We start from the raw sequence: 16,102 nt of genomic DNA on the forward strand, positions 1-16,102 counted from the left end.
AATGAAATGCGACCGCATATGAGTTTGGGAATGAAAACCCCAAATCAAGTGCATAAAAAAGACCAGGAGCAAGAGCTACTGGCCTTCCATTAAAACCGTCAACCTATTTCAGGACGGGACATTCAGTTAATTGTGCAAATAATAGACCCTTAATTAAGCGCCTTATAGACAAACTCATTAATGGTATAGATTTGTTATTGCGCGACTTTAAAAAGCCTATAGGCATCGTTTTAACGCTATATGATAGTGAGCGTGCGGCTAAGCAAATACAGAAGCTTAAACAACGCCTAAGCAAGCGTTTAGAGTTATCTGTTAACGATATATATCATTGGCGTAAAGATGAAGTAGGTGGTGAATTAGAAAAGCATTGCCATGTTGTTATAATGCTTGATGCTCAAAAGGCAAATGAACAATTAAACAAAATAAGAGATACAATTTTAGAAGTGATCGATACTATGGGGTCGAAAAGGGAGGTATATATTAATTATTCGGATGAGTATAAAAAGAAAGGGCTTCATATTATTAATACGGAACAAGACAAAAATGATTTTACCCATCACGCGTCTTATTTAGCAAAAAAGAGAACTACAGAAAAAGGAAAAAGAGTACTCTTTTGCAGTCATAATATCCCTAAAAATTAGATGCTTATGAGACATAATGAAACATTGCTTCCAATTCATAAATGTCACCCTTGAAAATTTAAAAAAGAAGCTAACCCCTTATGTATAAAGGCTATGGGGGGTTATTTGTAACACGATAAAAAAAAGCCCTTCTTTATTAACCTATCTTTTTTTTCTTAACTGGACTCGGAAAGGGGGCAATACGATAAATTATTGAGTCTGATAAATGCTAATGTGCTGTTAATTTTAAAGCGTCAACCTAACACATATAATACAAAGCTAGGTTGAGCGTTTTATTTTTAGTTGTCATTTTTTAAGAAAGGTTAATTTGTTAGGAGAGTATTTTTTTCTAGTAATAATTGATTTTTAACTTTCCATATAGCGTTTATCTTCCAAGAGCCTTTTTTACCAAAAACGTTAAATGTTGGAACAGTTTTAAGTGCACCAGATATTGATTCATATTTATAGATGCCTGTAAATTCGACAAGCTGGCTACTTGTTCTAATCGTGTCATTACTTGGTATTAACTCTGTATTTGCTAAGCCTGTCAGTAAAAGGTTTCTATAATCATAATTAATACAATAACCACCTTTTGTATGGGTACAGGTTTTATACATATACAGGTAATGACCATCACCCAAGTTTTGAGTTAAATAACCGCGAGGAAGCACATACAAGGCATTTTTTTCATAATTCAAATTAGTTTCAACGAATAAAAGCTTTTCTAGTTTATGCTCCTGCATATATGCAACAACATCACCATGCTCTGATTTATATTGATCCTCTTCTAATTGAACCTGTTTAAGCCTTTCTTCAATGTCTGATAGCCTTTGATTGTTACTAATAACACTGCACGCAGAAAGTATATTAATAATCGCTACGACACTAATTATTTTAAATTGCTTATTTATCATATTTAAACCATCCATTTATTTTAAGTTGCTCCGCTGGTGGAGCTTTATGTAATTTATCATATGCAATTATAAAGCTCTACAAGCGGAGCAAAATAGCAATGAATATAATTGGAAAAAAAGTTAGAGAATTACGAAAAGAGAAAGGATTGACTCAAAGTGAGTTAACAGCAAAATGTAATTTAATAGGGTTTGATATTAGCCGTTCAACATTAGCAAAAATAGAAGCTCAAGTTCGACAAGTGCTAGATATAGAAGTTTCTTATTTAGCTAAAGCGCTTGATATTAAAGAAGGTGAATTATTTTAACTTTTAAATGTAATAAACGGTAACTAGGCCTATGTCGCTTAGGGGCACAAAGCGAGATAGGAACTATATTCTTTTTCGTTTGAAAGCGACTTGAATTCAACTTAATAATGGCAAAAGGCAAGACGCGCCCCCATTGCTTTCACGATTTTGTTTTCAAAAGAGCCTGTCATTTAAGTTTTTTTGGAAACAATCTAGCGGAAGTTATTTTATAACGATTCCTAAATTAGTTAAAAAGTGGTTTATTTCTGCAGCGCCCAACTCTTTGGGGTGGCGTTTATCATTAAACATAATGAAAACTTAACCCAATATAAATAACTTTTTCTGTTTGTAAGCTATAGCGTTTAACTCTAATTACATTTCGAAGAGACTGTAAAAAAAGAGATTTTATGATCATAAAAACACCCCTAAAAACTGTATTTACATACAGTTATAATGAGGTTTTCCCAAAAATGCAATTTTTTGATTTATAGTATTTAATTTCCTAAGCACTGCGTCATACTCAGCACAAAATAGCTGAGTATGACGCAGTGCTTAGTTTCTACAAACTTAATGTTTAAAATAAAACCACATATTTTATTACAAAACTTTGACAGGTAATGATTTAATTATTATTGTTTTGTTATTTTTTTATTTCATAATCCGTTACTATCGTGAATTATGGATAATATACTGTTATAAATTCAATTGGAGTTCAGTGTTGGAAATAAATATTAAGGCAGTCCTTTTAGCCGTGTCAGTTTTTCTTATATTTACTGTGCCAGTATACGCACTAGCTGTGATAGCAGGACGCATCGAATGGCGGTGGAAACGAAATAAATTTATTGATAATTACATAAAGGCCTATGCAAACACAGAAGATGATATTGAATATGGCGATATTCTCGCTATGGCAAAGGTAAGAGGAATTCCCAATGCACAAGTAGTAATTGCATTGGATGAGTGCAGGGTAGGTGTTAAAACCAATAGAGATAAATCTATCTCAATTGAAAAATTAGAAAAAATTCAAAATACAGTAAGAGTTAACTCAAGCTTCGGTGATATCCCTGAAAATATAAGCTGTCACATAGATAAACTGAAAGAGACACTGAAGGGTGACAATTTAAGTTTGTATAAACTGGAGCAAGAGTTACAGGACTTATCGAAAAAGCGCAAAAGAGAAAAAGTATTTTCTCGTCTTAGTTATACCATCGGAATTATCGGAACAGCTTTTACAGTTGCTAGCTATTTTGAATGGTAATGAATTTATAACAAGTTGCTTAAACGGACAAAAAACTGTTGGCTTTTGCTCGTACCTCGCTAATTTTAGCCAACTATTTTATTGCCGCTTAGCAAAGCGTTAGTAATCAAAGGAATTTAGTATCCGAATATATTTTCGTAAAGATAAGCTGCCATTTTTCAAGCGCGGACAGTGGTCTATTAAGTCTGATTTTTTAATTATAAACATTTTCAATTCATTTCTGTGGGTATTAAGGTTTATATCTCCAGCTGCTTGGATCATGGCATTTCTTCAACAAAAAAAGAACAATAAGTATTATACTCATCCGCTGGCTACGGAAATATACCAATTAATTGTTTTCGTTATCCCATTGGTAATATTTTTCATACCAACAGTTTTTCTAAAACAATCGTTACCAATTCTGATTTTATTAGTGCTCTTAGGTATTGAGTCAATTCAATATCAACTTAGGAGCGTTCTTTTAAGACCTTTTTTACAACCAAATTTTAAACTGTATTCTGCTCTAAGAAGTTTAATTATTGTTTTCATTCAATATATCCAGATAATATTTATTTACGCTAACATATATTTACTATGGTTCTATGATGACTTTAATATTGAAGCATTAGATCAATGTACATCTCTCGAGTTCAGTATTATCACAATAACTACTGTTGGTTTTGGTAGTATTTCTCCTGAGCCAGGTTCTCGCGCGGGGCTATTAGCGGCAACTGAAGGCTTAGTTGGGGTATTCATTTTAGGTGTAATTATTTCAACAACAATGTCTAGAACTAGGTCTGTGAAAGAAGTGGAAAAAAAAGTTGAACATAATTGTGCTGTTAATGTTGATCTTAAAAATTCAATTGAAAAGTCTTATTGGAAAGAGCTATTATTTTTATCTTCAATACTTGAGAATGAGCTTTGGTTAATTGGCGGGTGGGTTCGAAATATCCACTTTGGAAATAATAATTACATCGGTGATATAGATTGTTTATCTAGTTACTCTACAACAAAGATTGAAACAACACTAAAAAAACATGGTGTTAGGTTTGATGTATCAAAACGCAATGGAATAATAATTCCCTTAAAATGTGGGAACCATATAGATTTGTGTAGTACGGAAAGCTTTACAAAAGGTTTAAATGAAAAGGGCATTATAGAAGCTATAAATAACTTTAATTTTAGTGTTAATGCAGTGGCTATCAATGTTTATACGAATGAAGTTATTAATACCAAACAATTTCATGATGACATTCTAAATAATACTTTTAAATGTACTGCATTAGATACCGTTGTTGCTTTAAATTATTTTAATATTAAATTATTGAAAGATTACTTGGTATTGAAACACTACTATGAACTAAATCCAATAATGGATAGTAATAATACAAGCTTATCTTTATTACATGAAAAATTAACAAATAAATATAAAGTCACTAGCTTCAAATCCCTCCGCCAACGCATAGAACAACAATTGATTGGTTTAACAGACCTTTATGATGTTTGGGTGGTTAGAGGGGCTTTAAGGTCTACTTTATTAGGTCAAATTCAATTTTGGGATGATTTAGATGTTGTTATAGAAGCAAGCAAAAAAGAGTTGTTTGCTTTTCTGGGTAGCTAACGAAATACCATACACATTAAATTACTTTGGAAATCCAAAAATAATTTTTGATAACGGTGATGTTATGGATATTTGGAGTCTTCCTACTGGTAAAACTATTCTAGAACATTTAGAGGATTTTTCTTTCTTGAATGACTCATTGGCTCTAAATATTAGTAGTGGAACTCTTATAGAGTTAAAAAATAGTACGCGATATACGAAAAAGAAAATATTGCAGGTAAATAAAAAGTGGCTGTGTTCTGCAACCGAGTCTGATAGAGCTTATGCTTCATTGAAATCTTTGTATCTTTTATTAAGGCATGACATGAAGCCTTCAAGTAGTATAGTTAACTTGATTTCTGCTAACTATTTAATTACATCGTTATTGAGAAAAAATAGTATTAAGCTCGCTAAAGAGCTTTTCATTATTTCCGAAGCTTCTAATTTGAATTGTAAAATGAAAAAATTGGCTACAGATTTTGTTTTAGGTAACAGCGCTAATTTATTGGCGGAATTGATTACTGACAAGGCATTTAAACGGAAATAAAACAGTGGGTTATGTGTCAATGTAAGTATGTAGTTCGCAATTATCTTTAGGGGAGCGTGTATGTTTCAAAATTTAAAAGATGAAAGTAAGTACCTCTATCATTATACAACTGTTGATAAAGCTGTTGATTTTATCCTTAAAGATAAAACATTAATGTTTAATTCTCTACGAAATACAAATGACCCTAAAGAATCTAAGAACTGGAAATTTGACTTTCATATAGGTGATGGCGCTTCGCCTTCTCACGCAGAGTCAATGAAACTATGGGAAACTATTTCAGAGGAAATCAAATTAAAGTGTAAAATTTTATGTTTTAGTAAAGATAAATCATGTTTAGGAGACGATTTTTTTAATGATATTTATCTTCGGGGCTTTGCTAAATCTAGGATGTGGGCTCAATATGGAGATGATCATAAGGGTGTATGTTTAATTTTTAGTAAAAAGAAAATTGAAGCGTTATTAACAGCGCAGTTCGGTTCGATTTCTGACCTTTACGCAACTGATATTAAATATAAAAATCGGCCATTAAAAGGTGATATATGTAAAAGCCCATATACATTGCACTATTCATTACTGAAAGAGTTAGGAGTGCCCGAATATGTAAAACGGCACATTTACACTCATAATAATGAACTCATCTTTGAAAAATCCCTAGACTGGAGGGATGAAGAAGAATATAGATATATGATGTTAATAAACAACATTAATAATCAATATTTAAAATATGAAAATGCACTTTGTGGAGTAGTTTTCGGAGCAGGTACAGATGACAAGGATCAGAAGCGAATTTTTCAAATGACATATAAAGATGGAACTGAATTTGAACAAATTAAATACTCAAATAGTACCCCATGGCTTTCATTTAAAGATTTCAGAATATATCACACTTAGTTTATGAATTCGACACACATAAATGGAGAACTAGTACATGGATGAATCTGCTGTTGAAATTATATTTATAATTATTGGCTGTATCGGTATTGCCATTGCAGTTTTTGCTTATAACGGAAATCCTGACCTACATAATTGCGGCTCATGTGGTAAGTATCTCGATATTAAAGCCAAAAGAGTGTGGTATGAAACAGAAGGTAAAAAGGTTCCGTTCTGTGCTAAATGTGATCGTAAACATTCGGGTTAAATGCATATAACAATCCATCAAGGATACGTATCAAAATTATATCGAGATGTTCTCCTATCTAGCTCGCTTTGGGGGCGAAAGCGACTTGGAACATTTATAGGTAGATTGTTTTTATTGACCCAATTATTGACCCAATTTAAAATTAATACCTAAATTAGTTTATATATATCAAGTGTTTATGTTAGTGATTCGGATGCCCCCATCCACCACATTAAAGGCTTTGTAATCAAACGATTACAGAGCCTTTTTCTTTTGAGTGTCCACATTCTGTCCACCGAATTTTTAAACCTCTTCTTTTTTCAGTGTCGATAATGGGGTTAATTTAACTGCATCTTCTAAATGAGCTGGTGAGAAGTGGGCATATTTCATTGTGTCTGTAATGCTTGCGTGACCAAGTATTTGTTGTAATACCAATATATTTCCACCACCCATCATAAAGTGACTTGCAAAGGTATGTCTAATGTACAGTCAAGTTCATAGGTAACACTTTATTAAACATACATGGGTTACACTTTTACTGTCCAATAGTCTTTATGTAGTGGCATAGTGAATTTGGTCAGCGATTTAAAGGTGATATTATAATCATCATTAACGAAGGTAATACTATGACTAAAAAACACTTTAAACCCGCATTTAGACAAGAAGTTGCAGAGCTAGTTGTTGCTCAAGGTTATTCAGTAAGAGAAGCCGCTGATGCAATGGGAGTATGGAAATCTACAGTAGATAGTTGGGCAAGAACCCTACGCAAAGAGCGTAATGGAGACAATCTTCAAGGGACACCTATTTCAGAAGATAGTCGTAGAATAAGACTCTTAGAGCGTGAAATACAGCAGCTTAAACAGGAGAAAGAAATCCTAAAAAAGGCTACGGCTCTCTTAATGTCGGACTCACTGACAAGTTCACGTTGATTGAGCGACTTAAAGCTAACTACCCTGTTAAAAAATTGTGCTCTGTATTTGGTATTTATCGTAGTAGTTATCGTTATTGGCTGAGTCAATCTAAGAAAATTGACGCAGTTAAGGTTCTTATCGACGCTTATGTAAAAGATGCCTATGAACTGAGTGAAGGCTCTGCAGGAGCGCGAACCATTGCAAGTCTAGTCACTTCTACAGAGAAGTATAATTTGACCAGATATAGAGCTGCAAAAGCGATGAAAAGACTTGGTTTAGAGAGTTGTCAGCCACCGAAACATAAGTATAAGGTGGCAAAGAAAGAGCACGTGTCTATTGAAAACCATTTGAATAGAGAGTTTAGCCCTGAGAGACCAAATCAAGTCTGGTGTGGTGACGTAACCTATATTTGGGTTGGTAATAAGTGGCGTTATTTAGCGGCCGTCTTAGATTTGTATAATAGGAAAATAGTGGGTTTTGCTATATCAGACTCACCTGATAGCAAGTTGACCAAGAAAGCATTAAGCAACGCCTTTGAAGCCCGAGGGAGACCATCAGATTTGATGTTTCACTCAGACCAAGGTTGCCATTATACAAGCTTATCGTTTCGGCAATTACTGTGGAAACACCAAATTAAACAAAGCATGAGTCGCCGAGGAAATTGTTGGGATAACGCCCCAATGGAACATTTCTTTAGAAGTTTAAAAACTGAAAACATGCCTAAAAGAGGTTATCAAAACGAGTTTGTCGCAGATAATGCGATACGAGATTATATTTATAAATATTACAACGTGGTAAGACCCCATAGCCACAATTTAGGATTGTCACCAAACAAGAAAGAAGCAAACTATTGGAACGCCTTGAATTTGGTGGCCAAAAAAGCTTGACCACTACACATTCGAGTCTAGAAATAAAAGATGCATTACTTTTTCAATTAGCTTATCTACGCAATATACCGCTATTTTCCGAATCAACTAAAGCGATCACTTTTTTAATTTTTTCTTCCTTTGATAACTTTAACAAGTTCAATCTCAAATATTAATGTTGAACCCGCATCAATACCGCGTGTTCCATCAGGGTAAGCCAAATTATAAGGAATAGTTACTTTCCACTTATCACCGGTTTTCATCAACTGAAGCACTTCAGTCCAACCAGGAATAACACCACGCAAAGGAAAGTGCGCAGGCTCGCCGCGATCAATAGAACTATCAAACACCTTACCGTCTAGCAGTTTACCTTCATAATGTGCCAACACAGAGTCCTCAAGTGTTGGCGTCTCGCCGTCACCTGATACAATAATTTCATATTGTAAACCACTTTCTGTTGTTACAACGTCTTCTTTTTTACCGTTTTCAGCCAGATATTCTGCACCCAACTTAATATTATTCTCTTTAATGGCTTTGGCAGCCGATTCACGTTTCATCCTTTGAAATGCTCGACTTACCGCTTGGGCTTCTTCTTCGCTTAAACGAGATTCAAGACCATTGTTCGCATCATTAACTGCTTGGCGAACAACCTCAACATCAAATTTAACACCAAGATCTTGAATTTGTGAAGCATTACCGAAAGTGAACAAATAGCTCAACTTTTTATCCATAGTATCGAGTTCAATGGGAGCTGTCTGCTTTGCTTCTTTCTCATTACAACCAGCAAGTAAAGTAGCCGCAGTAACGATCACTGCAAGGAAGTTTTGTTTAATCATTGTTTTGTCCGTTTTATCAAAATAAAGAATACGCAGTATAGCTAATTACAATGCTATGAAACAAACCTATGTAGAAAATGAAGAACCACCTTCTCGATTTGCCACTTATTTGAATAGTATTTTTACCAAAATAAATTTATAAATACCCTTTATTTTTGAATTATTTTAACAATATTAAGCAAAACTATTTCTTTTCTGTGGCAGTAAAATGGCGACAGTTGTTTTTATTCAAGCGTCAAATTGTTAGTATTGCCTCCCAAAAATAGTAATAGATATGAATTCGCAAGGGATGAGGTCAAACCTCTGTCCGAGATATAAGCCTTGGTGAATTTTATAATCACCTTTTAGAGTAATTTATGGATAAATTAAGTCAGATACTACAAAACCTTTCTTTTAATGCTGAAGTCTTTTTTAGTGGTAATTTTTGTACTATTAAAACCTTAGGTGGCTCTGATAGTAATAAAGGGCATTTACATCTTTTAAAGTCAGGCGTGTTAACACTGGTTTGTGAAGAAGGGCATAAAGTTACTTTAGATAAACCGACGGTTATTTTTATGCCGGGGCCAACTAAGCATCAAATTATTGCTGATGAGTCTGACCAAGCACAATTGGTTTGTGTTGATTTGGATTTTCAATCTGGCAGTGGCGCGGCTTTGATTAATGCATTGCCTTCTATTATTTGTTTAAGTGTTGATAATGATGATCCTGTGGGAAGAACGGCTTGTTGGTTATTTGAAGAAGCCTTTAATGCTGAACCGGGACAACAAGCGCTTATTAATAAGTTAGGCGATATTTTTCTGATCCAAATTCTTCGTCATATTTTGAAAGAAGGCCTTGTACTTCAGGGTATGTTAGCGGCGATGTCTCTCCCTCAGTTATCTAAGTTGATGGCAGCAATTCACCAACATCCTGAAGAACAATGGACGGTGGATTCCATGGCTGAAAGAGCGTTAATGTCGCGCGCAAAGTTTGCCGCTTTATTTAAAAGTACAGTCGGACAGGCACCAAGTGATTATCTTGCCGATTTACGTGTAGCGCTTGCACAGGGATTATTGAAGAAAGAATTACCCGTTAGTATGGTTGCAAATAAAGTGGGCTATGAGCATGGCTCTGCGCTTGCAAGAGTTTTTAGAAAGAAATTGGGATTATCGCCAAAAGAGTGGTTAATTAAACTTAAAGGTAGAAAGTAGGATCGCGCTTCACAGCGAGGTTTAATTGAATTTAAAGTAGGTAACTGCTATCAATAACAGTTACCTTTCAAGCAATTAGTTCGATAAAAAGTTAATAATATCACCTGACTCATATAACCACTGAGTTTCACCGCTTGCATGTTCAATACGTAAACAAGGCACTTGTTTTTTGCCGCCACCTTGAACAAGATCATTTTTATGTTGAGCTTGTTGTTGAATGTTTCTTTGTTCAATTTCTAGGCCTAGTTGACCAATTGCTTTACGTGTCATTGCACAGTAAGGGCAGCCATCAAAGTGATAAAGGGCCATCGATTTAGGTTGTGTTGCTGATAAAGTCATCTGTTCTTCCTTAATGTTAGTTACATCATGTTTTATTTAAGCTTCATTTCTAGTGTTAATATAAACTATTTCTGTTTAATAAATGCAACAAACTGTCTAAAGGTTGCTGCATTTTGTCTAATCTATTGATTATTAAGCGCGCCAGAACACATTCACTGAAGCTGTTGAGTTGTAGTCTCGTAAATCTTCTTCGTAATCAGGTGTACTTGTGATCACACTTAACGCCATTCCCCATGATGCTTGGTAATAAACAACACCTGTTGAAACGGTTGCTTGCCAATGTTCTGTATGCACATCAAAAAGATGTTTAGGGCGTGCACCATCAATCGTTATATCTTGGAATCGGTATCGACCTTCAACGGCTAGGTAGTAAAATTGTCCAGAGCGACTTTTTGATAACACGCTGGTATCAATGTAATGACCCGGCATTGAACCGACACTTGCAAAGCTTTCATCTAGTGATTGACCCCATCTAAATGTACTGCCTACCGCCAACTCACTTTGGTAATTACCAATGTTTGCGCGACCAGATAAGCCTGCATCATAGTCGGTATTAAACCATGCAGAGTCTCTTGTTAATAATCGTTGACCTTCGTAACCTAAGTTATAAATCGTTTGGTTTTTAATTTGTCTTCCCCAACCTTCTGGTTGTGTTGAACCGATTAAGCTATGAACAAATGTTTGTGAATCTTCACCAAAAGTATCAGGACCGACGCCACCAAACATTAAGCTGTATTTATTGGCAAAGTCTTTTGTGTATTCAAAAACAGTACCTTCAATAAATAGTAACCCTGTGTAAGGTCTATCATGTGCGCTTTCAGTTGGAGCACTGATATCTACTGGCGTCCAAATTTGTTGTCCGATTGTAACACCCCAACCTTTATTACTTTGCTCATCTAATGCTAAGAAGTTACCAATTGTTTTAAGTACAAATGGTGACTCGTTATTAATTTCTGTTGTTGTATCAGAATTGTATTTAAAAAATACACCGTTTGTATAACCTCTGTCGGTACCAAGAAATGCATCATTATCAAGACTGATGCTAAAACTGCCTGTGTTATATTCATTGGCTTTATCTTCATCTGCTATTACAGAGCCAGTCATCATTGTTGCTAAGAATATTGCTGCAATATTAATGACGTTTTTTTCGGAGAAAATGTTAATGTATTTGTTTTTCATGATCGCTACCTGACACTATTTATCAAAACGGAAAATTAATAACTCAGGGCATTGTTGAAGACGTTATGTTAGGTTTTTATTTTTAAACCTACTTGTAAGATTGTTTGTCTTCACTCCTTTACCCTGATAGAAATGTTATCAAGATCACGTTCATCTGTAGCGACCGTTCAACTTAGTTTTGAAACAAATCGTCTTAATTTAAATAACAATGTTATTGCAGTGATTTTATAATGAGATTAGTTGACTTTGTGATGGCGTAAGGTTGTTTTGTATTTTACTTATCGCCTGATTTTTAGATGTGGTAATGACAATTAACAATTTGTGATTGTTTGTTGGGGACAGGTAGCCACGAAATTTAAAAGGCTAATTTTTATTTAGGTTGATGGTAATACTGCCAAAGGAACAAGGAAGCAACGCTTTTATACGAGGTCCAATGGCTTACCATTTCCCGCGCTTGCTTAGGCGTTGGTTTTTCTGCCAATCCTTTTAACTTCGCTAACCCAAGTAAAATTCCTAAGTCGTCAGCAGGGAAAACATTCTCTCTATTTAAAGAAAACATTAAATAGATTTCAGCGCTCCAACGACCAAATCCTTTCAATTTTGTAATTTCAGTTATCGCTTCTTCATCACTTAATTCATTTAAGGCTTGGATATTGAAACTGCCGTCAATAATGGCGGTGGTGAGTCCTTTGGCATATTCTATTTTGCGCCAAGACAAACCCACATCTCGAAGCGCTTGATCTTCAATTTCAATGAGTCGTTCAGGTGTGACGTCTACCATCAATGCCACTACACGTTGCATTATGATAGCAGCGACTTTAGTTGATAGTTGTTGGCCTACAATCGTAGATAAAAACGTTTCAAAACCCGAGGGACGAGATCTTGGTGGTGGAGGTCCTAGCGTTTTAAAAGCTTTTTCAATATCTTTATCTACTAAGCTAAGAGCTTCCATTCCACGTAAGATTATTGCTTCGTCCATCGTTAACTTGTTTCCGTTATTTGTATTATTGAAAGTGAAAATAAAGCTTTATTTCTGTTTTATATTTACAACTTACCATCTATCGAAAATAAAGCTAATTGCATTTTTTAGTTAGTCTGATGGGTTAATACTTTTACGCCTGAAGGTCTTTGCTGCATGCGTTGTATATAGTGATTGAGTTTGGGTACTGATTGAAATAATCTATCTTTAACGGGTAGAGTGAAAAGGTAATCTAATATTGGCGTTAATAACGCGTCGGCTATACTGTATTGTTTACCACAAATAAAATCATTATCAGCAAGCAGTAATTCTAGTTTTTTTAATGTTTGCAGAACGTGAGGTTCAACCTCTGTTACTACGTCCATTCTTATGGTGCCATCTTCACCTTTTGGAAAAGCAAATTCCAATAAATAGTCTCTAACTAGTATTTTATCTATATAAGTAGAAATTGCTGCACTCCATTGATCAACTATTGTTTTTTCATCGATATTAGCTGGTTGCAAAGTTGTACCTGGGTATTTTTCATCTAAATAACGACAGATACTTGCTGTTTCAAATATTTTATTTGTACCATCAATCAAAGCTGGAAACTTACCAAAAGGATGGATTTCGTAATGAGCCTTGCTTTTACGCTCAATGGTTTCAATGCCTAATGAAAGTCCGACACTATATTCAATTCCTTTCTCTTCACAACAAAGCATAACGCTACGAACAAAAGTACTGAATTGCGGGCCAAAAATATGAGGTTTATTTATCATTGTATGGTCTCTTTTTAATTGATTTCGCTATATCGTATTTACATTCAAAATATGTTCAAGAACATATTTTGACTTTGTGAGAGAATAATTTGTTATAAATTGATCAGATAATAAGAGTGGGAAAACTGCTCTTATTAGACAAACCTAGTGGAGTCAATACTGTGGCGTGGCAAGCAGAGCATAAAAATACAACAAGACAACGAATATTATCTAGTGCAGCTAAACTATTTGCTTTGAATGGATATGAAGAAGTTAGTATTAACCAAGTGATGGCCGATGCGGGATTAACGAGAGGTGCATTTTATAGCCATTTCAAGTCAAAATCTGAATTGCATGCAGAGGCTATTTTAAGTTCAGCTAAGGAAATCGCTTTATCCTTTGATAATAATTCCAATGAAGGCTTTGTAGAAACTTATTTAAGTACAGGGCATAGAGAGGGAGGATTTTTACGTTGCCCTTTAGCGTTTATGATCGGTGATATTGCCCAACGTGATTTAGCGGTACGCGATACTTACACAAAAGTATTTAAAGGTTTTCTCAGTCATTTAGTTACTATGGATTCCAAACAACATATTGAAAATGAATCTGATGATCAGGAAATGGCTAAAGCGTTACAAAAAGCAGTGTTATTGATTGGTGGCGTTGCAATTTCTAGAGCGATTAATGACGATGAGTTGGCAGAGCAATTGTTGAAAGCCTGCCAAAATGGATTATTAGGTGATTGAATATTGTTGAGCCTTAACTTTTTTGTCACGAGGCTTCTTAATTAAGAGCAATAAAACGTAAACATTTGGTTAGCTAGATTATATTGGAAGCAGCTACATTCAAATGTATGAAGAAATTAAATGCTTGATGAAATTGACTAAGATATGAAACTCATTATTATTTCCGTAGCGTATTCTTAACAATGACTCTTCACTTTTAACTTCTATTATGAGCTTGTAAATTAACTTTAAATGTAGAAGTGGTAAGAAAATTTAAGAAGTAATTATTTAATGAACCTTGATGATATCTATTATATGATTGTTTTAGAAATGTAGGCCGTTATTTACTCACAATTTAAAGGAAAAATATGATAACTTTCATCATCTTAGCCGTAGTATTAGTAATACTCATTTTAATGTACAACTCATTAGTCTCTAAAAAAAATCAAGTGACGAATATCTTTTCTAATGTAGATGTACAACTGAAAAAAAGGTTTGATCTTATTCCAAACCTTGTTTCTTCTGTACAAGTATATATGAAACATGAAAAATCAATTTTAGAGGAGCTTACAAAACTACGTACAGATTCAAACAGATCAAATTTAAGTGATAATGATAAAATAGCCTTAGATAGAAAGGTTGCTAAAGCTTTAGGTTCTATTATGGTTGCTGTTGAGAACTATCCTGATTTAAAAGCCAATGTAAATGTATTAGATCTTCAACATTCATTGAATGAAGTTGAAGCACAAATATCAGCGGCTAGAAGAGCTTATAATCAAGCTATAACTAATTACAATAATGCTTTAGAAATGTTTCCGACAAACTTGATGGCTAAAGCGATGAATTACAAAATTAAAGATGTTTTTGAAATTGACGAAACTCAAAGGGAAAATATCAACATTAAGAGTTTATTTGAAAAATGAAAACAATTAAAGAACTTGAAAAATTCTATTTTGAAAATTTAAAGCTAACTCTTGATAAAATTGAAGAGGATAGAACTAAATCGATAGTTCGAATGTTTAAAAATTTTTTCATATGCACATTATTATTTGTAATTCTTGCTGTGATTCTAATGATGAACGTTCGTATTGAAGTAAACGGTATCTGTATCTTTGGAGCTGCATATTTCATTTTTATGCAAGGGATTTATAGCTCAGCAAAGAGTAAATATAATGATAATTTTAAAGATTCTATTATAAAACCACTTATACATTCGATTGATGAAAGTCTTGTTTATTATAAAAATAAATGCATCTCAATTGATAATTTTATAAAAACAGATCTTTTTAAAAAGCCTGACGTTTTATCTGGTGATGATTATGTATGTGGTGAAATTGACGGTGTAAAAATAGAATTTTCCGATGTAAATGCACTAACAAAATCAGAAGGTAAAGATAAGAAAGTAGAGTATAAAAGTTTCTTTAGAGGTTTTTTTATTAAAGCGAGTTTTAATAAAAACTTTCAAGGTAAAACATTAGTATTACCAGATAGTACACAAAGTATCTTTAGTTCTCTTTTAAGTAATTGGTTGGAATTCAAAGATACGAAAAAAGGTCGATTACTAACAATGGATAATGATGAGTTCGAAAGAGAGTTTGTTGTGTATAGTACCGATCAAATTGAAGCGAGGTATATTCTTACTCCTACTCTGATGGAAAGGTTACTAGATTTTAAAAAGAAATCAGGTTATCCACTCTACATTTCTTTTGTGGATGACAGTATTCATGCTGTTATTGGTAATAATAAGAATAGTTTTGAAGCCACTTTATTTCAATCTGTACTTGATTATGGAGTTGCATTCGAATATATCCAAAACCTACATTTAGCCTCAGCAATCATTAGTGATCTAAAATTAAATGAAAAATTATGGGGTAAAAAGTAAGATTTTAATGTGTTATTAAAGACCCTGTAAATAATTCTGTGTAATTACCATTTTTACAGATGTTTTTTCAAGCGGTCTTCAAACTCTATTATAAACCGATTCATGGCAGCTCTCCAACTATGGATCGGTTTTGACCATT

18 protein-coding genes and 1 pseudogene are annotated in these 16,102 nt (G+C 33.9%); 12 read left to right on the top strand and 7 right to left on the bottom strand.

Annotated features, from left to right (window positions below):
- The first annotated feature begins 197 nt into the window (after nucleotides 1–197).
- Nucleotides 198–641, top strand: coding sequence for a hypothetical protein (locus tag E2R67_RS15670; protein WP_134291893.1), 444 nt, complete (start codon nucleotides 198–200; stop codon nucleotides 639–641).
- A 302-nt stretch (nucleotides 642–943) separates the two neighbouring features.
- Here E2R67_RS15670 and E2R67_RS15675 read toward each other — a convergent pair whose 3' ends face one another.
- On the bottom strand, nucleotides 944–1,534 hold the full coding sequence (locus E2R67_RS15675; protein ID WP_134291894.1) for a hypothetical protein: 591 nt from the start codon (nucleotides 1,532–1,534) through the stop codon (nucleotides 944–946).
- A 98-nt stretch (nucleotides 1,535–1,632) separates the two neighbouring features.
- Between E2R67_RS15675 and E2R67_RS15680 the strand changes: the two genes are divergently transcribed.
- The 6 genes from E2R67_RS15680 to E2R67_RS15705 all read left to right on the top strand — a co-directional run bounded on the left by E2R67_RS15680 (nucleotide 1,633) and on the right by E2R67_RS15705 (nucleotide 6,340).
- Nucleotides 1,633–1,839, top strand: a complete 207-nt coding sequence (locus E2R67_RS15680; RefSeq protein ID WP_134291895.1) for a helix-turn-helix domain-containing protein — start codon at nucleotides 1,633–1,635, stop codon at nucleotides 1,837–1,839.
- Nucleotides 1,840–2,536: 697 nt separating this feature from the next.
- Nucleotides 2,537–3,076 carry a hypothetical protein gene (locus E2R67_RS15685; protein WP_134291896.1) on the top strand — a complete coding sequence of 180 codons (540 nt, stop codon included), beginning with the start codon at nucleotides 2,537–2,539 and terminating at the stop codon, nucleotides 3,074–3,076.
- A 259-nt stretch (nucleotides 3,077–3,335) separates the two neighbouring features.
- Nucleotides 3,336–4,676, top strand: coding sequence for an ion channel (locus E2R67_RS15690; RefSeq protein ID WP_134291897.1), 1,341 nt, complete (start codon nucleotides 3,336–3,338; stop codon nucleotides 4,674–4,676).
- Nucleotides 4,657–5,202 (top strand): hypothetical protein, encoded by a 546-nt coding sequence (locus tag E2R67_RS15695; protein WP_134291898.1) that lies wholly within the window; start codon nucleotides 4,657–4,659, stop codon nucleotides 5,200–5,202. The genes E2R67_RS15690 and E2R67_RS15695 overlap by 20 nt, the downstream gene beginning before the upstream one ends.
- Before the next feature lie 60 nt (nucleotides 5,203–5,262).
- Complete coding sequence (locus tag E2R67_RS15700; RefSeq protein ID WP_134291899.1) at nucleotides 5,263–6,093, top strand: DUF2971 domain-containing protein; 831 nt, start codon at nucleotides 5,263–5,265, stop codon at nucleotides 6,091–6,093.
- A gap of 37 nt (nucleotides 6,094–6,130) precedes the next feature.
- On the top strand, nucleotides 6,131–6,340 hold the full coding sequence (locus E2R67_RS15705) for a hypothetical protein (protein ID WP_134291900.1): 210 nt from the start codon (nucleotides 6,131–6,133) through the stop codon (nucleotides 6,338–6,340).
- Nucleotides 6,341–6,622: 282 nt separating this feature from the next.
- Here the strand turns inward: E2R67_RS15705 and E2R67_RS15710 are convergent.
- Nucleotides 6,623–6,802: pseudogene (locus E2R67_RS15710) on the bottom strand (tyrosine-type recombinase/integrase); the annotation flags it as partial.
- Between the two features lie 143 nt (nucleotides 6,803–6,945).
- On the opposite strand from E2R67_RS15710, the gene E2R67_RS15715 reads away from it, so the two are divergent.
- A protein-coding gene (locus E2R67_RS15715; RefSeq protein WP_134291901.1) for an IS3 family transposase occupies nucleotides 6,946–8,117 on the top strand; the annotation gives its coding sequence in 2 pieces (ribosomal slippage) (nucleotides 6,946–7,195 and nucleotides 7,195–8,117; 1,173 coding nt in all).
- Between the two features lie 104 nt (nucleotides 8,118–8,221).
- Here the strand turns inward: E2R67_RS15715 and bamJ are convergent.
- Nucleotides 8,222–8,932, bottom strand: a complete 711-nt coding sequence (gene bamJ / locus E2R67_RS15720) for a BamJ family beta-barrel-assembly machinery protein (protein ID WP_134291902.1) — start codon at nucleotides 8,930–8,932, stop codon at nucleotides 8,222–8,224.
- A 356-nt stretch (nucleotides 8,933–9,288) separates the two neighbouring features.
- On the opposite strand from bamJ, the gene E2R67_RS15725 reads away from it, so the two are divergent.
- A complete protein-coding gene (locus tag E2R67_RS15725; protein ID WP_134291903.1) occupies nucleotides 9,289–10,122 on the top strand; it encodes an AraC family transcriptional regulator in 834 nt (277 codons plus the stop codon).
- A 75-nt stretch (nucleotides 10,123–10,197) separates the two neighbouring features.
- Here the strand turns inward: E2R67_RS15725 and E2R67_RS15730 are convergent, their stop codons facing one another.
- The 4 genes from E2R67_RS15730 to E2R67_RS15745 form a co-directional block, all read right to left on the bottom strand.
- Nucleotides 10,198–10,461 (bottom strand): glutaredoxin family protein, encoded by a 264-nt coding sequence (locus tag E2R67_RS15730; protein ID WP_134291904.1) that lies wholly within the window; start codon nucleotides 10,459–10,461, stop codon nucleotides 10,198–10,200.
- Nucleotides 10,462–10,593: 132 nt separating this feature from the next.
- Entirely contained in the window at nucleotides 10,594–11,640 is a 1,047-nt protein-coding gene (locus tag E2R67_RS15735) for a lipid A deacylase LpxR family protein (RefSeq protein WP_243837041.1), read from the bottom strand.
- Between the two features lie 370 nt (nucleotides 11,641–12,010).
- Nucleotides 12,011–12,619: a DNA-3-methyladenine glycosylase family protein gene (locus E2R67_RS15740; RefSeq protein WP_134291905.1), complete on the bottom strand. Its 609-nt coding sequence runs from the start codon at nucleotides 12,617–12,619 to the stop codon at nucleotides 12,011–12,013.
- A gap of 107 nt (nucleotides 12,620–12,726) precedes the next feature.
- On the bottom strand, nucleotides 12,727–13,377 hold the full coding sequence (locus E2R67_RS15745) for a glutathione S-transferase family protein (RefSeq protein WP_134291906.1): 651 nt from the start codon (nucleotides 13,375–13,377) through the stop codon (nucleotides 12,727–12,729).
- Between the two features lie 116 nt (nucleotides 13,378–13,493).
- Between E2R67_RS15745 and E2R67_RS15750 the strand changes: the two genes are divergently transcribed.
- The 3 genes from E2R67_RS15750 (at nucleotide 13,494) to E2R67_RS15760 (ending at nucleotide 15,963) form a co-directional block, all read left to right on the top strand.
- Entirely contained in the window at nucleotides 13,494–14,102 is a 609-nt protein-coding gene (locus E2R67_RS15750; protein WP_243837042.1) for a TetR/AcrR family transcriptional regulator, read from the top strand.
- Nucleotides 14,103–14,449: 347 nt separating this feature from the next.
- Complete coding sequence (locus tag E2R67_RS15755; protein WP_134291907.1) at nucleotides 14,450–15,004, top strand: LemA family protein; 555 nt, start codon at nucleotides 14,450–14,452, stop codon at nucleotides 15,002–15,004.
- Nucleotides 15,001–15,963 (top strand): DUF3137 domain-containing protein, encoded by a 963-nt coding sequence (locus tag E2R67_RS15760; protein WP_134291908.1) that lies wholly within the window; start codon nucleotides 15,001–15,003, stop codon nucleotides 15,961–15,963. The genes E2R67_RS15755 and E2R67_RS15760 overlap by 4 nt, the downstream gene beginning before the upstream one ends.
- The last annotated feature ends 139 nt before the right edge of the window (nucleotides 15,964–16,102 follow it).

The organism is Psychromonas algicola (assembly GCF_004378355.1).
GTDB lineage: Bacteria > Pseudomonadota > Gammaproteobacteria > Enterobacterales > Psychromonadaceae > Psychromonas.